This is a genomic window from Pseudomonas sp. NPDC089396, assembly GCF_044749545.1.
In the GTDB taxonomy this organism is placed as follows: domain Bacteria; phylum Pseudomonadota; class Gammaproteobacteria; order Pseudomonadales; family Pseudomonadaceae; genus Aquipseudomonas.
Map to the genome: position 1 here is coordinate 265,727 of NZ_JBIVIC010000003.1, position 15,893 is coordinate 281,619.

Genomic DNA, 15,893 nt, shown 5'->3' on the forward strand with positions numbered 1-15,893 from the left:
ATGTCCCCTCAAAGCTTTTTCACCAAATCAAGGAGATCTAGGTCACTGGGCGGCACAAGATATTCGCGCTTAGGTATTGGCGTAGCGACCGCTGAGGGAGAAGACATGGGTAATTCCTGTGTTTCGCGTTCAACCAGAGACTCATTATCAAGCGAGCTCTGAGACTGTTCAAATCGTACTCTGTCGAGTGTAGTTCCCGATTTTTTATCTTGTCTCTTACGCGCTGCAGCATTATCTAGATTTGCTTCAAGATGGCGGGTATACACTGTAACGATACACACGCCCTTAACTCGAAAGATAATCTTTCTAGCAATGAGCGAATTTATCTCTTTTCGAGTTCTTAGGCTGTGCGGCACTTCTGCCCAGTCGCCCTGCACGGTGAGTGGGCCTATAGGTGATCCATTCTCTAGATATGCATTAACGACGCGCAAATCCGAGTCCTGGACTTCAATTATGAGTTTTTTCCCTATGAGCTCAGGACTATCAATCAGTCGATCGGAGGTATATCTGGCTTTATGAATAGTGACATAAGGGCGATGGCCATCTTTTACCCCTCCTTTTACCTCACGAGAAATCGTTACAGTGACCACTCCTAACGTCTTCCTCACATCATTTGGCGGAAGCCTCGGTAAGTAATGATCTTTTTTGACCAGTTGTGAAACGGCTTCCAGTGGAGACAAGAAACGCAAACCTTCGGAGGGCTCCGCATTGAGGTTCGCGAAAAAGGTATATACCAACTGATCCAAGTCATCACTGGCGATCCGGAATTTGCAAGCTGCTAGTTCAGGATCATCCGCTCTACCATTATTAGGGCCGGAGCCAGTAGTGCTTGGAAAACGCTGGATCAAGTCTTCCGCTAGTCGTTTGAACGCATGCTCTATATGTGGACGTCTTTCTGGTCGACCAGGCACGCCGAATTCGAGGATGCATCCAGTTTGCTTCCTCATCTCAGTGCTCACTTTACGACCGAGATGCGCAAGCGCATTATCCATTTTAATAATTAATGGCAAAACTTGCACCATTTCCGGGAACAATTCTGCGGGATACCCTGCGCCCTCGAACAACTTTAGATTCTTGATAGTGAATTCAGGTTTCGGAAGTTGAGCGCTCAGCATTTGCCGCATTAGCGCCAAAACATCTTCAGCACACACATCGTTTCCATGCACAACATAATACCAAAGTACCGCAGTAGTCAAAGACTCGACCGCCACAAGCACATGCAACCTTTTCAATACATGATAGGTTTCCAGGCCATGTTCGTGCTCACGAATCAAAACAAACATGGCATCAAATGTATATGAATCAATTTCTATCATATCCATCAGGCCTGCCGACCTGGTCAGTGAGCGATGGCCAGTTCCTACAGGAACATGCGCAATCGCGCCACTATCTCCAGTAAGGTGCACGACACGCTCATAATGCGCTTCTCGCACCTCGTTGAAAAACTTAGTCAAGGGTTTGATTCCCTTATGCGTTGTATTAAATGGCCACTCTGTTATCGGATGCCCTTTCTCCTTGAGTATTTCTATAAAGTCCAGATGAATATCTATCGCTCTTTTCGAAAACTCATGTACTACCTTGCTCTTGTCGTTTTGCTTTAGCTTTGGCTTTAGTTTTTTTTTCAAAATAAGCGCTGTGAGTCTTGATTCAAGGTCTGGGTACCGCGCAAAAGTAGATCCCAACATTCCGGCGAAGCCTGCACCCGATTGCCACAGCGACGCATCGACAAGCTTTGTCCGCCTGTAAACCTTGATGGCCGTATTGGGCAGCAGCGCACTATATCCGTAGACAAAACCGTTTGGAGCCACAGTCAAACATCGCTTGATCATTTTTTTCAGATAGCTACCGTCTACTGTGGTCTGGTGCATTATGTCTGATATCGTGCACCCCTCCATATACATCTCTAGCGCTTTTTTCCGATGCTTAAAAACTGCCGCAGTTTCTGGAGACAATGATTGCTCAGACACACTTTCCCAAGGCATTGATGCCTGTATAAGGGTCACAATTTCCGAACGCGACCGTCTAATCATGGTTGGTGCCACACTGTGTCATAACCAAATCCATTTTTTTCCGCTTCAACTCCAATACTTCCTGAGATTATTAGTCTACAAATGACCCCTAGTGCGATAGCCTGATCTGAAAAAGACAGCTCAGCAAGGAGAGACCGGATAGTGCCCTCCTTCATTAACTGGACTTGAGTTCCAACAAGTTTTATTTCATGGTCGAGCACATAGCCCCTGACCTGTGATGCCATGGTAATTACTTTAAGCCAGAATCCAAGCTTGTGGGCTTCCAAGGCTAGACGGGCATAAGAAATTGAAACGAGATGTCCGTGCCGAATGACCTGATCTATAAGACAGTATCTAATCGGGATGGTTTTTCGGTCAGGTACTAGCCTCTCACTGGGGTCGATTTGGTGGAGTGCAATCGAGCCATCCTTGTGCTCAACCCATATGCCTCTGACTTTCTTGAAATTCTCTACCCCTTCCGCATCCACGCTTACCTTAACGTCTTCATCGAACCGGTACGTCAGCACGTCGCAAGAAGTCTCAAGCTCCGTAGCCCAATGGATGATCTCTAGATCACCCAGGATGATGAGGTCAGCATCCATTTTGGGGCTGTACGTCATCCATAAGCTTCGGTTGTGAGCACTCGTCTTTCTGCTAGCTGCCAGCTGCTTGCGGCGGTGCCCTTTGAGTGATGGCATTTTGGATAGGTCTCAGTGGATACGAAGGTACGAAATTGCTTCCTGAACTTTAGTATGACGAATGGAGCCGTTTAGGACTGATTTGCTACTTCCGAAGCCGCTTAAAGACCAGTAAGCTATAAAAACTCTCATCCACAAGGCTTTTTTAACAAAAACTATGAGATAGTCATTCCACTCAGTGAATCCTAATGACGAGTGATGCCGTAGGGTCAAATTTACCTCTTAACGGTGCGATGAGGTCGAAGTTACTTCTTAATACTGGAAGTAATTTTTACCAACTGACTCACTGAATAGCGGGATGAAAATTTCCAACTCACTGATTTGTCTGGTTAAATTAGCTACCGGGGATGGGGTTATCGTTTCTTCCGTGTACTGACGTCCCCGATGGCTGACCACCCATCTGCCGATCAGATCATCGATCTCTATGACCGCAACGCCTCGACCTGGGATCGACTGCGCGGCAATCGCCTGACTGAACGCAAATGGATCGAACGCTTCCGTTCTCTGCTGCAGCCTTCGGCCACCGTTCTGGATTTGGGCTGCGGATCTGGCCAGCCCGTTGCGCGTCATCTGATCGAAGCTGGTTTGGCAGTCTTTGGTGTGGATGCTTCAACGCACATGATCGCGCTGTGCACCGAGCGTTTCCCGAATCAGCAATGGCTTGAGGCCGACATGCGCACGCTGGGCCTGGATCAAACGTTCGCTGGCATCCTGGCCTGGAATAGTTTTTTCCATCTCAAACCTGATGACCAACGCCGCATGTTCGCCATTTTCCAGCAGCACGCGGCACCTGGCGCGTTACTGATGTTCACCAGTGGCACGGCACTTGGCGAGGCCCTCGGTGAATTCCAGGGCGAAACGCTTTATCACGCCAGCCTGGACCCGCAGGAATATAGGGCGCAACTGCAGGAACATGGCTTCGAAGTGCTGGACCACCGCGTGGAAGACCCGGATTGCGGTGGCCTCACGGTGTGGATGGCGCGCCGCCTCCCCTGACTCTTATATAAGCTAAAATTATAACTACACTAAATATTCATTTAGTTTAGTTATTTAAAAGTCATCTTGGTAATGCAGTTGTGCCCTGCTTTCTATATTGCCTAATCGCCCATGGGCGGATTGATTGATCCAGATTAAGGATCAGCCACCGGACCTGCTCCAGACTATGCACTCCGCACCCTCATTGGGGGATTAGGCATGACGATTATCGTGACCGGCGCCGCCGGTTTCATTGGCAGCAATCTGGTCAAGGCGCTCAACCGCCGCAACGAAACCCAGATCATCGCCGTCGACGACCTGACCGATGGCGACAAGTTTCGCAACCTGGCCGACTGCGACATCGCTGATTACCTGGACAAGGACGACTTCCTCGACCGCTTGCGCCAGGGCCAGTTCTTCAAGGTTCGCGCGGTATTGCACCAGGGCGCCTGCTCCAGCACCGTCGAAGGTGACGGGCGTTTCATGATGGAAAACAACTACCGCTACAGCTGCGATCTGCTTGGCGCTGCTCAAGCGCAGCAGATTCCGCTGCTGTACGCCTCTTCGGCTGCGGTCTATGGCGCGGGGCAAAACTTCCGTGAACAACGCGAACACGAGCAGCCGCTGAACGTCTACGGCTATTCCAAGTTCCTGTTCGATCAATATGTGCGACGGCAACTGCCGGGTGCACGCAGCCAGATCGTCGGGCTGCGCTACTTCAACGTCTACGGCCCTCGCGAACAGCACAAAGGCGCGATGGCATCGGTAGCCCTGCACTGCTTCAACCAGTACCAGGCCCACGGCAAGGTCAGCCTGTTCGGCCGTTACGGCGAATACCCAAGTGGTGGCCACCTGCGCGACTTCGTCTCGGTGGACGACGTGGTCAAGGTCAACCTGTTCTTCCTCGATCACCCGCACCAGAGCGGCATCTTCAATGTCGGCAGCGGGCGCGCCCAGCCGTTCAACGATGTGGCCCTGGCCGTCATCAATCGTTTGCGGGGCCAGCAAGGTCGCACGCCGTTGTCGCTGCAGGCGGCCTTGCGTGAAGGGGTGCTGGAATACAGCGAGTTCCCCGAGCACCTGCGTGGCAAGTACCAGTGCTACACCTGCGCCGACCTGCAACAGCTGCGCAACGCGGGCTTCAAGGACGCCACAGCGACCGTTGAACAAGGCGTTGCGCGGTACTGCGACTGGTTGCTAGGCAAGCAACAACCCCTGCAGATGCCATTTTCCCAATTGGGCGCTGCTTGACAGCGTCCTCAGACCAGACCGCCGAAACGCTTGTAGAAGCTCTCGTTGACATCCGGCAAGGGGCCGTCCGCCGTTTCCAGCGCAGCATTGAGCAGCTCCTCGCTCTTGGCGAAGATCAGCCGATACAGGTTACGGCACAGCTGCCGTGCGGCCCTGCCCTCCCAGTCACCTGGCAGTAGTTCGTCCGGCAACTGGGGGTCGCGCAGCAGCAACCTGCGGTATTCGTGGATGAGCAAGGTGCGAGCCAGGAAGCAATCCTGTGCATTGAGCTCGGCCTGCTCTTTCAGGCTCTGCCACAGGGGGCGGAATAGCTGGATGAATTCGCTGTACTGCTGCCCCAGCTCGTCGATACGCCAGCTTTCCCGTACCTGCGCGCGCATGGCCTTGGACGCCAGCACCTCCTGGGTGTGGGTTTCGAAGACGATGCTGTCGTCGCTCGCCTCCAGCTCGCGCAGGGTCGCCGCCAGGTCGCCGCGATCGGCCCGTGGGCAACCCAGCACGTTCGGCGCCATCACGCCAAAGCCCTGCCACTCCAGCTCTTCACGCACGACCTTGCGCTTGCCCGCGTCGAGCTGCGACAGCAGCACCAGGGTCCAGGCGCCATCCCATGCCGGCTGGCTGGGGCTGTAGACCCGCTTGAAGGCCTTTTCAAAACGCCGCCGGCCGGTGCCGGTCAGGCTGTAGTAGCTGCGCCGGCCGACTTTTTCGGCGGTCAGCCAGCCTTCTTTGGTCAGGCGGAAGATCGAGGTGCGGATCAGCCGTTCATTGATGCCGATCGGCTCCAGCAGGTTGATCAGGCTGCCAAGCCAGACCGTGCCGCCATGGGGTTCGATGGCATCGCCGTACAGGGTGATGATCAGCGAACTGGCGCGGATCGGCGTCTGCTCCTGGAAGCGGGTGATCAGGGTGTTCAGCGGGGCGAGGTTGCTCATGGAGGAACTGTGCGCGGAGAAAGCACCGACTATACCTGTGCGGCGGGCTGCCTGGCCATGGCGCGGCGCAGGAAGGTTCATGCACCCGCCTCGCCTTTGGGCCGCAAGCCATTGTCACCCATGCGCGGGCGCTGCGCCTCGGCCTCGGTCAGCGGCGGGCATTCGACCATGCTGGCCATGCAGCGTTGGCTCAGCCGGTGGTACTCGGCGGTGCCGCGCTGTTTCCAGGCCAGTTCCTGCTCGGTCAGCGGGCGCTTGACCTGCGCCGGCGCGCCCATCACCAGGCTCTGCTCGGGGCAGGCGAAGCCGGCCTTGACGAATGCCGTGGCCGCGACGATGCAACGCGGCGCGACGTGGGCGCCATCCATGACCACGGCATTCATGCCGATCAACGCGTCCTCGCCCACCCGACAGCCGTGCAACACCGCGCCATGGCCAACGTGGCCGTTGCGCTCGATGACCGTGTCGCCGCCCGGGAAGCCATGCATCACGCAGGTGTCCTGCAGGTTGGCGCCCTCCTCCAGGACGATACGGCCGAAATCACCGCGCAGGGATGCCAATGGCCCTACGTAGCAACGCGGGCCCACGATCACGTCACCGATCAGCACGGCACTGGGGTGGACATAGGCAGTCGGGTCGATCACTGGGGTCAAGCCATCGAGGCGGTAGCAAGGCATGTCGTTTATCCTGAAATGATTCGCAACTTCTGCAGATCTTGTATCGTAAATTGGTTTTTCGTCAAACCCTATTCATCCTGCTCGATTCGCAGGCTTCAAGGAATTCACTGACGTCTGGCAATCGCTTATAGGATACACAAACGACAGCATGCTATTGCGTTCATGTATCGCATAGTGCTTATACTGGTTCCACCTGGGCACGGTCAGCCGTCGCCCCTGCAGACAATTCCAAGAAACGCCGGCCATTCGATGCGCCGTGCGAGCAGCCTGAGGAACCCCACATGCCGCGTTATCTCCACGTGCAAGCACCTGAACACGGTGTGCGCCTGGTCACCCTGCAACGGCCAGAGGCACTCAATGCCTTGTGCACCGAACTGCTGGCCGAACTCGCCAGCGAACTGGACAGCGCCGAACGCGACGAGCAGACCCGCGCCGTGGTCATCACCGGCAGCCGCAAGGCCTTTGCCGCCGGTGCCGACATTGGCGAAATGGCCGAGCGTGACCTGGTCGGCATCCTCAACGACCCGCGCGTTGGCCACTGGCAACGCATCGCCGCGTTTTCCAAGCCACTGATCGCTGCCGTCAACGGCTACGCCCTGGGCGGCGGCTGCGAGCTGGTGATGTGCGCCGACATCGTCATCGCAGGCGAAGATGCCCGTTTCGGCCAGCCGGAAATCAACCTTGGCATCATGCCCGGCGCAGGCGGCACCCAGCGCCTGCTACGCGCAGTCGGCAAACCCCTGGCGATGCAGATGGTGCTGACCGGCGAAGCCATTACGGCCCGGCACGCCCTGCAGGCCGGCCTGGTCAGCGAGATCACCCAACCTGAACTGACCGTCGAACGTGCCCTGCAGGTGGCCCACAGCATCGCCGCCAAGGCACCGCTGGCGGTACGCCTGGCCAAGGAAGCGCTGCTCAAGGCGGGCGACACCGACCTTGCCAGCGGCCTGCGTTTCGAACGCCACGCCTTCACCCTGCTGGCCGGCACCGCCGATCGCGACGAGGGCATCCGCGCCTTCCAGGAAAAACGCCCGGCCCAGTTCAAAGGCCGATGACCTGCCCTTTTCACCGCCTGACGGAGCGAGTCTGAGATGACTTTCGAGCACATCCTGTTTTCCATCGAGGACGGCGTCGCCCTCCTCTCGCTGAACCGGCCCGAGCAGCTGAACAGCTTCAATACGCAAATGCACCTGGAGGTCCGTGAAGCCCTCAAGCAGGTACGCCAGAGCGACCAGGCCCGGGTGCTGCTGCTGACCGGCGAAGGCCGCGGATTCTGCGCAGGCCAGGACCTGTCCGACCGCAATGTCGCGCCGGGCGCGGCGATGCCCGACCTGGGCGAGTCCATCGAGCGCTTCTACAACCCGATGGTGCGCACCCTGCGCGACCTGCCGCTGCCGGTGATCTGCGCCGTCAACGGCGTGGCCGCAGGCGCCGGGGCGAACATCCCGCTGGCCTGCGACCTGGTGCTGGCAGCACGTTCGGCCAGCTTCATCCAGGCCTTCTGCAAGATCGGCCTGGTGCCGGATTCCGGCGGCACCTGGTTGCTGCCGCGGCTGGTCGGCATGGCCCGGGCCAAAGCGCTGGCCATGCTCGGTGAGCGCCTGAGCGCCGAACAGGCCGAGCGCTGGGGGTTGATTCACCGCGTGGTCGACGATGCCGAGCTGCGCGACGAAGCCCTGGCCCTGGCGCGCCATCTGGCCAGCCAGCCAACCTACGGCCTGGCGTTGATCAAGCGCAGCCTCAATGCCAGCTTCGACAACAGCTTCGACCAGCAGCTGGAGATGGAACGCGACCTGCAGCGCCTGGCCGGGCGCAGCGAGGACTACCGTGAAGGCGTCAGCGCCTTCATGAACAAGCGCACACCTGCATTCAAGGGGCGCTGAACATGAACGCATTGGACACTAGCGCCCTGGTGGCAGTGATCGGTGCCGGCGCCATGGGTGCCGGCATCGCCCAGGTCGCGGCCCAGGCCGGGCACCCGGTAAAACTCTACGACAACCGCCCCGGTGCGGCGGCCCAGGCCGTGGCTGGCATCGACCAGCAGCTCGGGCGCCTGGTGGAAAAAGGCAAGCTGCAGGCCGATGCCCGGCAGGCCATCATCGACCGCCTGCAGCCGGTGGAGGCCATCGAAACCCTGGCCGATGCCCGGCTGGTGATCGAGGCCATCGTCGAGAACTTGCAGGTCAAGCAAGGCCTGCTGCGTCAGCTCGAAGCGCTTTGCGCGCAGGATTGCATCCTCGCCAGTAATACCTCGTCGCTGTCCATTACCAGTTTGGCCGCAGGCCTTAAGCGGCCCCAGCAGGTCATTGGCATGCACTTCTTCAACCCGGCGCCATTGATGGCCCTGGTTGAAATCGTCTCCGGCCTGGCCACCGAGCCCACCCTGGCTGCCTGCCTTTATGAAACGGCCAAGGCCTGGGGCAAGCAGCCGGTACATGCCCGCTCCACCCCGGGCTTCATCGTCAACCGCGTGGCCCGGCCGTTCTATGCCGAAAGCCTGCGCCTGCTACAGGAAGGCGCGGCGGATTGCGCCACCCTGGATGCCCTGCTGCGCGACGCCGGCGGTTTCCGCATGGGCGCCTTCGAGCTCACCGACCTGATCGGCCACGACGTCAACTACGCCGTCACCAGCTCGGTGTTCGATGCCTTTTATGGCGACTTCCGCTTCCAGCCCTCGCTGGTGCAGAAGGAGCTGGTCGATGCCGGTCGCCTGGGGCGCAAGAGCGGCCATGGCTTCTACAGCTACGCCGAAGGCGCGCAACGTCCGCAAGCCGCTGCCCTGCACAGCCCGCTGACAGTCGAGCACTGCGTGGTCGAGGGTGACCTGGGCGTGATGCAGCCGCTGGTCGAACGCTTGCGTGACAACGGGCTGGACATCACCCAGCGTGATGGCTGCGGCCTGATCCAGGTCGGCGATGCGACCCTGGCGCTTTCCGATGGCCGCCTGGCCAGCCAGCGCGCCCGCGAAGAAGGCCTGCGCAACCTGGTGCTGGTCGACCTGGCGCTGGATTACCGCAGCGCCTCGCGCATCGCCATCAGTTGGTCTGCCGATACCACGACCGAAGCCCGCGATCACGCCGTGGCGCTGCTGCAGCGTGCTGGCCTGCACGTGGCGGCCGTGGCCGACCTGCCTGGCCTGGTGGTGCTGCGTACCGTGGCCATGCTCGCCAACGAAGCGGCGGACGCCGTATTGCAGGGCGTCGGCAGTGCGGCCGACATCGACCTGGCCATGCGCGCCGGGGTCAATTACCCACGCGGCCCGCTGGCCTGGGCCGAACAGATCGGCATCGGCAACACCCTGCGCGTGCTCGACAACCTGCAGCGCAGCTACGGCGAAAGCCGCTACCGCCCGTCCCTGTTGCTGCGCCGCAAAGAGGCCCAAGGAGCTCGCCTGCATGACTGACCTGCGCACCCCTGACGAACTGGCCCAGGCCTGCGCCGATGCCATGTTTTCCCGCGACCAGGCCACCCAGGCACTAGGCATCCACTTGCTCGACGCCGGTGCTGGTCGCGCGCGCCTGAGCATGCCGGTACGTGCCGACATGATCCAGGGCCACGGCACCTGCCACGGCGGCTTCCTGTTCGCCCTGGCCGACTCGGCGTTCGCCTTCGCCTGCAACAGCTATGACGAAGCCACCGTCGCCCTGGGCTGCAGCATCGACTATGTCGCCCCGGCGCTGTGCGGCGACCTGCTCACTGCCACCGCCAGCGAACAGAGCCGCAAGGGCCGCACTGGCCTGTACGACGTGCGCATCGAAAACCAGCGTGGCGAGCTGATCGCCCTGTTCCATGGCAAATCCTACAAAGTGCGCGGCACCGTGCTCGCGCAGGAGAAGCAAGATGACTGAACACACCCTTTCCGAGGCGCTGATCATCGATGCCGTGCGCACGCCAATCGGCCGCTACGGCGGTGCCCTGAGCAGTGTGCGGGCCGACGACCTGGCCGCCGTGCCGATCAAGGCACTGGTCGCACGTCACCCGGAACTGGACTGGCAGGCCATCGACGATGTGATCCTCGGCTGCGCCAACCAGGCCGGTGAAGACAACCGCAACGTCGCGCACATGGCCACGCTGCTGGCCGGGCTGCCGATCGACGTGCCGGGCACCACGATCAACCGCCTGTGTGGCTCGGGCATGGACGCCATCGGCAATGCCGCCCGCGCCCTGCGCTGCGGCGAAGCCGGCCTGATGCTGGCCGGCGGGGTCGAGTCGATGTCGCGGGCGCCGTTCGTCATGGGCAAGTCCGAGCAGGCCTTTGGCCGCAGCGCCGAACTGTACGACACCACCATCGGCTGGCGTTTCGTCAACAAGCTGATGCAGGCCGAATACGGCATCGACTCGATGCCGGAAACCGCGGAAAACGTCGCCGAACAGTTTGCCATTTCTCGCGCCGACCAGGACGCCTTCGCCCTGCGCAGCCAGCACAAGGCTGCTGCCGCCCAAGCGCGCGGTCGCCTGGCACGGGAGATCGTGCCGGTGGAGATCGCCCAGCGCAAAGGCCCGGCCCTGCGCATCGAGCAAGACGAACACCCACGCGCCGAGACCACCCTCGAACAGCTTGCCAAGCTCGGCACGCCGTTCCGCCAGGGTGGCAGCGTCACCGCCGGCAACGCCTCGGGTGTCAACGACGGTGCCTGCGCACTGCTGCTGGCCAGCAGCGAAGCAGCCCGTCGCCATGGCCTGAAGGCACGCGGGCGCATCGTTGGCATGGCGGTGGCTGGGGTCGAGCCGCGCATCATGGGTATCGGCCCGGTGCCGGCGACCCGCAAGGTGCTGGCCTTGACCGGCCTGTCGCTGGACGACATGGATGTGATCGAACTCAACGAGGCCTTCGCTGCCCAGGGCCTGGCCGTATTGCGCGAGCTGGGCCTGCAGGACGACGACCCACGGGTCAACCCCAACGGCGGCGCCATCGCCCTTGGCCACCCGCTGGGCATGAGCGGCGCACGCCTGGTCACCACCGCCCTGCACGAACTGGAAGAAACCGCCGGACGCTACGCCCTGTGCACCATGTGCATCGGCGTCGGCCAAGGCATCGCCATGGTCATTGAACGCCTCTGACCAATGGCGTGTTACTGAACGCGACGCCGCCGGTTATGCTGCGTCCATGACACTCACGGCCCTGCTGTTCGCTCGGCAGGGCCGGTCTACAAGAACAATTCGAGTGATGCCATGAATATGTACCATAAAGCCGATCGTGCCCTGCTGGATCCGATGGAAACCGCCAGTGTCGATGAGCTGCGTCAACACCAGCTGGAACGGTTGCGCTGGAGCCTCAAGCACGCCTACGACAACGTGCCGCTTTACCGCAAGCGCTTCGACGAAAGCGGCGCCCACCCTGATGACCTGAAATCACTCGACGACCTGGCGAAGTTCCCCTTCACCGGCAAGAACGACCTGCGCGACAACTACCCCTACGGCATGTTCGCCGTGCCCCAGCAGGAAGTGGTGCGCCTGCACGCCTCCAGCGGCACCACCGGCAAGCCGACCGTGGTGGGCTACACCCAGAACGACATCGACACCTGGGCCAACGTGGTCGCCCGTTCCATTCGCGCCGCCGGTGGCCGCAAGGGCGACAAGGTGCACGTGTCCTACGGCTATGGCCTGTTCACCGGCGGCCTGGGTGCCCACTACGGCGCCGAGCGCCTGGGTTGCACGGTGATCCCCATGTCTGGCGGTCAGACCGAGAAGCAGGTGCAGCTGATTCGTGACTTCCAGCCCGACATCATCATGGTCACGCCGTCCTACATGCTCAACCTGGCCGACGAGATCGAGCGCCAGGGCATCGACCCCAACGACCTCAAGCTGCGCCTGGGCATCTTCGGTGCCGAACCGTGGACCGACGAGTTGCGCCGCTCCATCGAACAGCGCCTGGGCATCGATGCCCTGGACATCTACGGCCTGTCGGAAATCATGGGCCCGGGCGTGGCCATGGAGTGCATCGAGACCAAGGACGGCCCGACCATCTGGGAAGACCACTTCTACCCCGAGATCATCGATCCGGTCACCGGCGCGGTGCTGCCCGACGGTCAGCTCGGCGAGCTGGTGTTCACCTCGCTGAGCAAGGAAGCGCTGCCGATGGTGCGCTACCGCACCCGTGACCTGACCCGCCTGTTGCCGGGTACGGCGCGGCCGATGCGGCGTATCGGCAAGATCACCGGGCGCAGCGACGACATGCTGATCATTCGTGGGGTCAATGTGTTCCCGACACAGATCGAGGAGCAGGTGCTTAAAATAAAACAGCTTTCTGAGCTTTATGAGATCCATCTGTATCGCAATGGTAACCTGGACAGTGTCGAGGTGCATGTGGAACTGCGTGCGGAATGCCAGAACCTGGACGAAGGGCAGCGCAAGCTGATCGCAGCTGAATTGACCAAGCAGATCAAGACCTACATCGGTATCAGCAGCTTGGTGCGGCTGCAGCCTTGCGGGACGCTGAAGCGCTCCGAAGGCAAGGCGTGCCATGTGTTCGACAAACGGTTGGCCGGCTGATCATCAGCTGCCTTTTGTGCCCCGGCTCAGTCCGGGGCTTTTTTTTGCCTGGGAGAAAGCTGGGGGCGCGTTGCGCCCCTTTCGCGACGCAAGGCCGCTCCTACAAGGCCTGCGCCTCCCCTGTAGGAGCGGCCTTGTGTCGGGAAAGGGCTGCGCAGCAGCCCCAAGTCCAGCAAAGCGATACACAAATCTTATTTGATACACATAAAACTGTTTGACGTTATGTTTTGTATCGCTTACAAATGACTCATGCCTTAGCAGGAGTCGGAACATGTACGCACAGCTAGTGGAAACCGGAGTCAAACGCGTCAAGTCGCTGGAGGAGATGTCGCCCGAAGAGCGCAACTTCCAGGAAAAGATCGACGCCGAAATCAAGATCGAAGCCAAGAACTGGATGCCCGAGGCCTACCGCCAGACCCTGATCCGGCAGATCTCCCAGCACGCCCATTCGGAAATCATCGGCATGCTGCCCGAAGGCAACTGGGTCACCCGTGCCCCGAGCCTCAAGCGCAAGCTGCAGCTGATGGCCAAGATCCAGGACGAAGCCGGCCACGGCCTGTACCTGTACAGCGCCATGGAAACCCTCGGCGCCGACCGCGACGAAGAGATCGCCAAGCTGCACAGCGGCAAGGCCAAGTATTCGAGCATCTTCAACTACCCGACCCTGAGCTGGGCCGACATGGGCGCCGTGGGCTGGCTGGTCGACGGCGCCGCCATCGTCAACCAGGTGGTGCTGCAGCGCACCTCCTACGGCCCCTACTCCCGCGCCATGATCCGTATCTGCAAGGAAGAGAGCTTCCACCAGCGCCAGGGCTACGAGCTGCTGCTGACCATGATGCGCGAGGGCACCCAGGCGCAGAAAGACATGGTCCAGGACGCCATCAACCGCCTGTGGTGGCCGGCCCTGATGATGTTCGGCCCAAGCGATGAACATTCGCCCAACAGCGCCCAGTCCATGGCCTGGAAGATCAAGCGCCAGACCAACGACGAACTGCGCCAGCGCTTCATCGACCAGACCGTGCCGCAGCTCGAACTGCTCGGCTGCACCGCCCCCGACCCGGACCTCAAATGGAACGAAGCCCGCGGCCACTACGACTTCGGCGAGATCCAGTGGGACGAGTTCTACGAAGTGATCAAGGGCAACGGCCCCTGCAACCTGGAGCGCGTCGCCACCCGGCGCAAGGCCATCGAGGATGGCGCCTGGGTCCGTGAAGCGGCCGTGGCCTACGCACGCAAACAACAGAACAAGAACGCCGCCTGACGGCGATTGATGCGGAGATTGAAAATGTCTGTCTGGACCCTCTACGAAGTGTTCGTGCGCAGCAAGCACGGCCTGAACCACAAGCATGTCGGCAGCGTGCATGCCGCCGACGCCGCCATGGCCATCGAGAATGCCCGCGAGCTGTACACCCGCCGCAGCGAAGGCGTGAGCCTGTGGGTCGTGCCTTCGGCGCTGATCACCGCCTCTTCGCCTGACGAGAAAGACCCGCTGTTCGTGCCCTCGGACGACAAGGTCTACCGCCATGCCAGCTTCTACGAACTGCCCGACGAAGTCGGACACATGTGAGGTTGGCCATGCACAAGCAAGCTCTCATCCCTTACCTGTTGCTGCTCGGCGACAGCGCCCTGATCCAGGGCCAGCGCCTGTGCCAATGGTGCGGTCACGCACCGGCACTGGAAGAAGAACTGGCCCTGATGAACGTGGGCCTGGACCTGGTTGGCCAGGCCCGCAACTGGCTGGAGTACGCCGCCGAACTGCTCGATGACGGCCGCGACGCCGACGCCCTGGCGTTTCGCCGCGACGAGCGGGCGTACCGCAACCTGTTGCTGGTCGAACAGCCTAATGGCGATTTCGCCGTGACCATGGCCAAGCAGTTCCTCTATGACGCCTGGCACCATGCCGTGCTGCAGCGCCTGGCCGACTCCAGCGACGAGCGTATCGCCGGCATCGCCGCCAAAGCCCTCAAGGAAGTCACCTACCACCTGCGCCGCTCCGCCGAGTGGGTGCAACGCCTGGGTGGCGGCACCGACGAAAGCCGCCGTCGCATGCTCGAAGCGATTCCCACCCTGTGGCGTTTCACCGTGGAGCTCGTAGCAGGCAGCGACAGCGAAGTGGCCCTGGCCGAGGCCGGTATCGCTGCCGACCCTGCCCAGGTCGGCGCGGCCTGGCTGCAGCAGGTAAGCACCCTGTTCGCCACGGTCGACCTGCCGCTGCCCAAGGCGGCCAGCCACTTCTACCTCAGTGGTCGCCAAGGCCTGCACACCGAGCACCTGGGCCTGTTGCTGGCCGAAATGCAGTTCCTGCCAAGGGCCTACCCCGATGCAACCTGGTGAGCTGATCGTCGGTGACCGTGGCGCCCGCGCGCCACGCGGCGACGACCTCGCCCGCGCCTGGGAGGTGCTGGGCCAGGTCATGGACCCGGAAGTGCCGGTGGTCAGCGTGGTCGACCTTGGGATTGTCCGCGACCTCGACTGGCGCGCCGGGCACCTGCACCTGGTGGTCACGCCGACCTACTCCGGCTGCCCCGCCACCGAGGTGATCGAGGGCGATATCCGCCAGGCGCTGGAACAGGCGGGGTTTGCCGCACCAGACCTCGAACGCCGGCTGACCCCGGCCTGGAGCACCGACTGGATCAGCGACCTTGGCCGCGAACGCCTGCGGGTCTATGGCATCGCCCCGCCGCAAGGCAGCGCCAGCAAGCGCAGCCTGCTCGGCGAAGCGCCCCAGGTGTGCTGCCCGCAGTGCGCCAGCGACAACACCGAACTGCTCAGCCAGTTCGGCTCCACGGCCTGCAAGGCGCTGTATCGCTGCCGCGAGTGCCTGGAGCCGTTCGACTATTTCAAATGCATTTGAGCCGT

General features: G+C 60.8%; 16 protein-coding genes. 12 read left to right on the forward strand and 4 right to left on the reverse strand.

Features of this window, described 5'->3' with window-relative positions; translation table 11 throughout:
* Positions 1 to 8 precede the first annotated feature (8 nt).
* Positions 9 to 1,982: a hypothetical protein gene (locus tag ACIPZB_RS07195; RefSeq protein ID WP_400639551.1), complete on the reverse strand. Its 1,974-nt coding sequence runs from the start codon at positions 1,980 to 1,982 to the stop codon at positions 9 to 11.
* Positions 1,983 to 2,026: 44 nt separating this feature from the next.
* Entirely contained in the window at positions 2,027 to 2,629 is a 603-nt protein-coding gene (locus ACIPZB_RS07200) for a hypothetical protein (protein ID WP_400639552.1), read from the reverse strand.
* 462 nt (positions 2,630 to 3,091) lie between these two features.
* Here ACIPZB_RS07200 and ACIPZB_RS07205 point away from each other — a divergent pair, with 462 nt between their 5' ends.
* Positions 3,092 to 3,703, forward strand: a complete 612-nt coding sequence (locus tag ACIPZB_RS07205; RefSeq protein WP_400639553.1) for a class I SAM-dependent DNA methyltransferase — start codon at positions 3,092 to 3,094, stop codon at positions 3,701 to 3,703.
* A gap of 198 nt (positions 3,704 to 3,901) precedes the next feature.
* Positions 3,902 to 4,933 (forward strand): ADP-glyceromanno-heptose 6-epimerase, encoded by a 1,032-nt coding sequence (gene rfaD, locus ACIPZB_RS07210; protein ID WP_400639554.1) that lies wholly within the window; start codon positions 3,902 to 3,904, stop codon positions 4,931 to 4,933.
* A gap of 8 nt (positions 4,934 to 4,941) precedes the next feature.
* Here rfaD and paaX read toward each other — a convergent pair whose 3' ends face one another.
* Complete coding sequence (paaX, locus tag ACIPZB_RS07215) at positions 4,942 to 5,865, reverse strand: phenylacetic acid degradation operon negative regulatory protein PaaX (protein WP_400639555.1); 924 nt, start codon at positions 5,863 to 5,865, stop codon at positions 4,942 to 4,944.
* Positions 5,866 to 5,942: 77 nt separating this feature from the next.
* Positions 5,943 to 6,542 carry a phenylacetic acid degradation protein PaaY gene (gene paaY, locus ACIPZB_RS07220; protein ID WP_400639557.1) on the reverse strand — a complete coding sequence of 200 codons (600 nt, stop codon included), beginning with the start codon at positions 6,540 to 6,542 and terminating at the stop codon, positions 5,943 to 5,945.
* A gap of 281 nt (positions 6,543 to 6,823) precedes the next feature.
* Here paaY and paaF point away from each other — a divergent pair, with 281 nt between their 5' ends.
* The 10 genes from paaF (at position 6,824) to paaD (ending at position 15,888) form a co-directional block, all read left to right on the forward strand.
* Positions 6,824 to 7,597 (forward strand): 2,3-dehydroadipyl-CoA hydratase PaaF, encoded by a 774-nt coding sequence (gene paaF, locus ACIPZB_RS07225; protein WP_400639558.1) that lies wholly within the window; start codon positions 6,824 to 6,826, stop codon positions 7,595 to 7,597.
* A 36-nt stretch (positions 7,598 to 7,633) separates the two neighbouring features.
* On the forward strand, positions 7,634 to 8,425 hold the full coding sequence (gene paaG / locus ACIPZB_RS07230; RefSeq protein ID WP_400639559.1) for a 2-(1,2-epoxy-1,2-dihydrophenyl)acetyl-CoA isomerase PaaG: 792 nt from the start codon (positions 7,634 to 7,636) through the stop codon (positions 8,423 to 8,425).
* Between the two features lie 2 nt (positions 8,426 to 8,427).
* The gene (paaH, locus tag ACIPZB_RS07235) at positions 8,428 to 9,945 is read left to right on the forward strand and encodes a 3-hydroxyacyl-CoA dehydrogenase PaaH (RefSeq protein WP_400639560.1); all 1,518 of its coding nucleotides are present in this window, start codon (positions 8,428 to 8,430) and stop codon (positions 9,943 to 9,945) included.
* Positions 9,938 to 10,390: a hydroxyphenylacetyl-CoA thioesterase PaaI gene (paaI, locus tag ACIPZB_RS07240; protein WP_400639562.1), complete on the forward strand. Its 453-nt coding sequence runs from the start codon at positions 9,938 to 9,940 to the stop codon at positions 10,388 to 10,390. The genes paaH and paaI overlap by 8 nt, the downstream gene beginning before the upstream one ends.
* Positions 10,383 to 11,603, forward strand: coding sequence for a 3-oxoadipyl-CoA thiolase (gene pcaF / locus ACIPZB_RS07245; RefSeq protein WP_400639563.1), 1,221 nt, complete (start codon positions 10,383 to 10,385; stop codon positions 11,601 to 11,603). Before paaI ends, pcaF begins: the two co-directional genes overlap by 8 nt.
* Before the next feature lie 111 nt (positions 11,604 to 11,714).
* Positions 11,715 to 13,034: a phenylacetate--CoA ligase PaaK gene (gene paaK / locus ACIPZB_RS07250; RefSeq protein WP_008096371.1), complete on the forward strand. Its 1,320-nt coding sequence runs from the start codon at positions 11,715 to 11,717 to the stop codon at positions 13,032 to 13,034.
* Between the two features lie 271 nt (positions 13,035 to 13,305).
* Positions 13,306 to 14,295 carry a 1,2-phenylacetyl-CoA epoxidase subunit PaaA gene (gene paaA, locus ACIPZB_RS07255; RefSeq protein ID WP_400639564.1) on the forward strand — a complete coding sequence of 330 codons (990 nt, stop codon included), beginning with the start codon at positions 13,306 to 13,308 and terminating at the stop codon, positions 14,293 to 14,295.
* A 24-nt stretch (positions 14,296 to 14,319) separates the two neighbouring features.
* Entirely contained in the window at positions 14,320 to 14,601 is a 282-nt protein-coding gene (gene paaB, locus ACIPZB_RS07260; protein ID WP_008096376.1) for a 1,2-phenylacetyl-CoA epoxidase subunit PaaB, read from the forward strand.
* 8 nt (positions 14,602 to 14,609) lie between these two features.
* Positions 14,610 to 15,368, forward strand: a complete 759-nt coding sequence (gene paaC / locus ACIPZB_RS07265) for a 1,2-phenylacetyl-CoA epoxidase subunit PaaC (protein WP_400639565.1) — start codon at positions 14,610 to 14,612, stop codon at positions 15,366 to 15,368.
* On the forward strand, positions 15,355 to 15,888 hold the full coding sequence (paaD, locus tag ACIPZB_RS07270; protein WP_008096380.1) for a 1,2-phenylacetyl-CoA epoxidase subunit PaaD: 534 nt from the start codon (positions 15,355 to 15,357) through the stop codon (positions 15,886 to 15,888). Before paaC ends, paaD begins: the two co-directional genes overlap by 14 nt.
* Positions 15,889 to 15,893 lie beyond the last annotated feature (5 nt).

Coding starts and splice junctions, on each gene's coding strand:
- ACIPZB_RS07195 (WP_400639551.1), bottom strand. CDS start 1,982: ATGCCTTGGGAAAGTGTGTCTGAGCAATCATTGTCTCCAGAAACTGCG.
- ACIPZB_RS07200 (WP_400639552.1), bottom strand. CDS start 2,629: ATGACGTACAGCCCCAAAATGGATGCTGACCTCATCATCCTGGGTGAT.
- ACIPZB_RS07205 (WP_400639553.1), top strand. CDS start 3,092: ATGGCTGACCACCCATCTGCCGATCAGATCATCGATCTCTATGACCGC.
- rfaD (WP_400639554.1), top strand. CDS start 3,902: ATGACGATTATCGTGACCGGCGCCGCCGGTTTCATTGGCAGCAATCTG.
- paaX (WP_400639555.1), bottom strand. CDS start 5,865: ATGAGCAACCTCGCCCCGCTGAACACCCTGATCACCCGCTTCCAGGAG.
- paaY (WP_400639557.1), bottom strand. CDS start 6,542: ATGCCTTGCTACCGCCTCGATGGCTTGACCCCAGTGATCGACCCGACT.
- paaF (WP_400639558.1), top strand. CDS start 6,824: ATGCCGCGTTATCTCCACGTGCAAGCACCTGAACACGGTGTGCGCCTG.
- paaG (WP_400639559.1), top strand. CDS start 7,634: ATGACTTTCGAGCACATCCTGTTTTCCATCGAGGACGGCGTCGCCCTC.
- paaH (WP_400639560.1), top strand. CDS start 8,428: ATGAACGCATTGGACACTAGCGCCCTGGTGGCAGTGATCGGTGCCGGC.
- paaI (WP_400639562.1), top strand. CDS start 9,938: ATGACTGACCTGCGCACCCCTGACGAACTGGCCCAGGCCTGCGCCGAT.
- pcaF (WP_400639563.1), top strand. CDS start 10,383: ATGACTGAACACACCCTTTCCGAGGCGCTGATCATCGATGCCGTGCGC.
- paaK (WP_008096371.1), top strand. CDS start 11,715: ATGAATATGTACCATAAAGCCGATCGTGCCCTGCTGGATCCGATGGAA.
- paaA (WP_400639564.1), top strand. CDS start 13,306: ATGTACGCACAGCTAGTGGAAACCGGAGTCAAACGCGTCAAGTCGCTG.
- paaB (WP_008096376.1), top strand. CDS start 14,320: ATGTCTGTCTGGACCCTCTACGAAGTGTTCGTGCGCAGCAAGCACGGC.
- paaC (WP_400639565.1), top strand. CDS start 14,610: ATGCACAAGCAAGCTCTCATCCCTTACCTGTTGCTGCTCGGCGACAGC.
- paaD (WP_008096380.1), top strand. CDS start 15,355: ATGCAACCTGGTGAGCTGATCGTCGGTGACCGTGGCGCCCGCGCGCCA.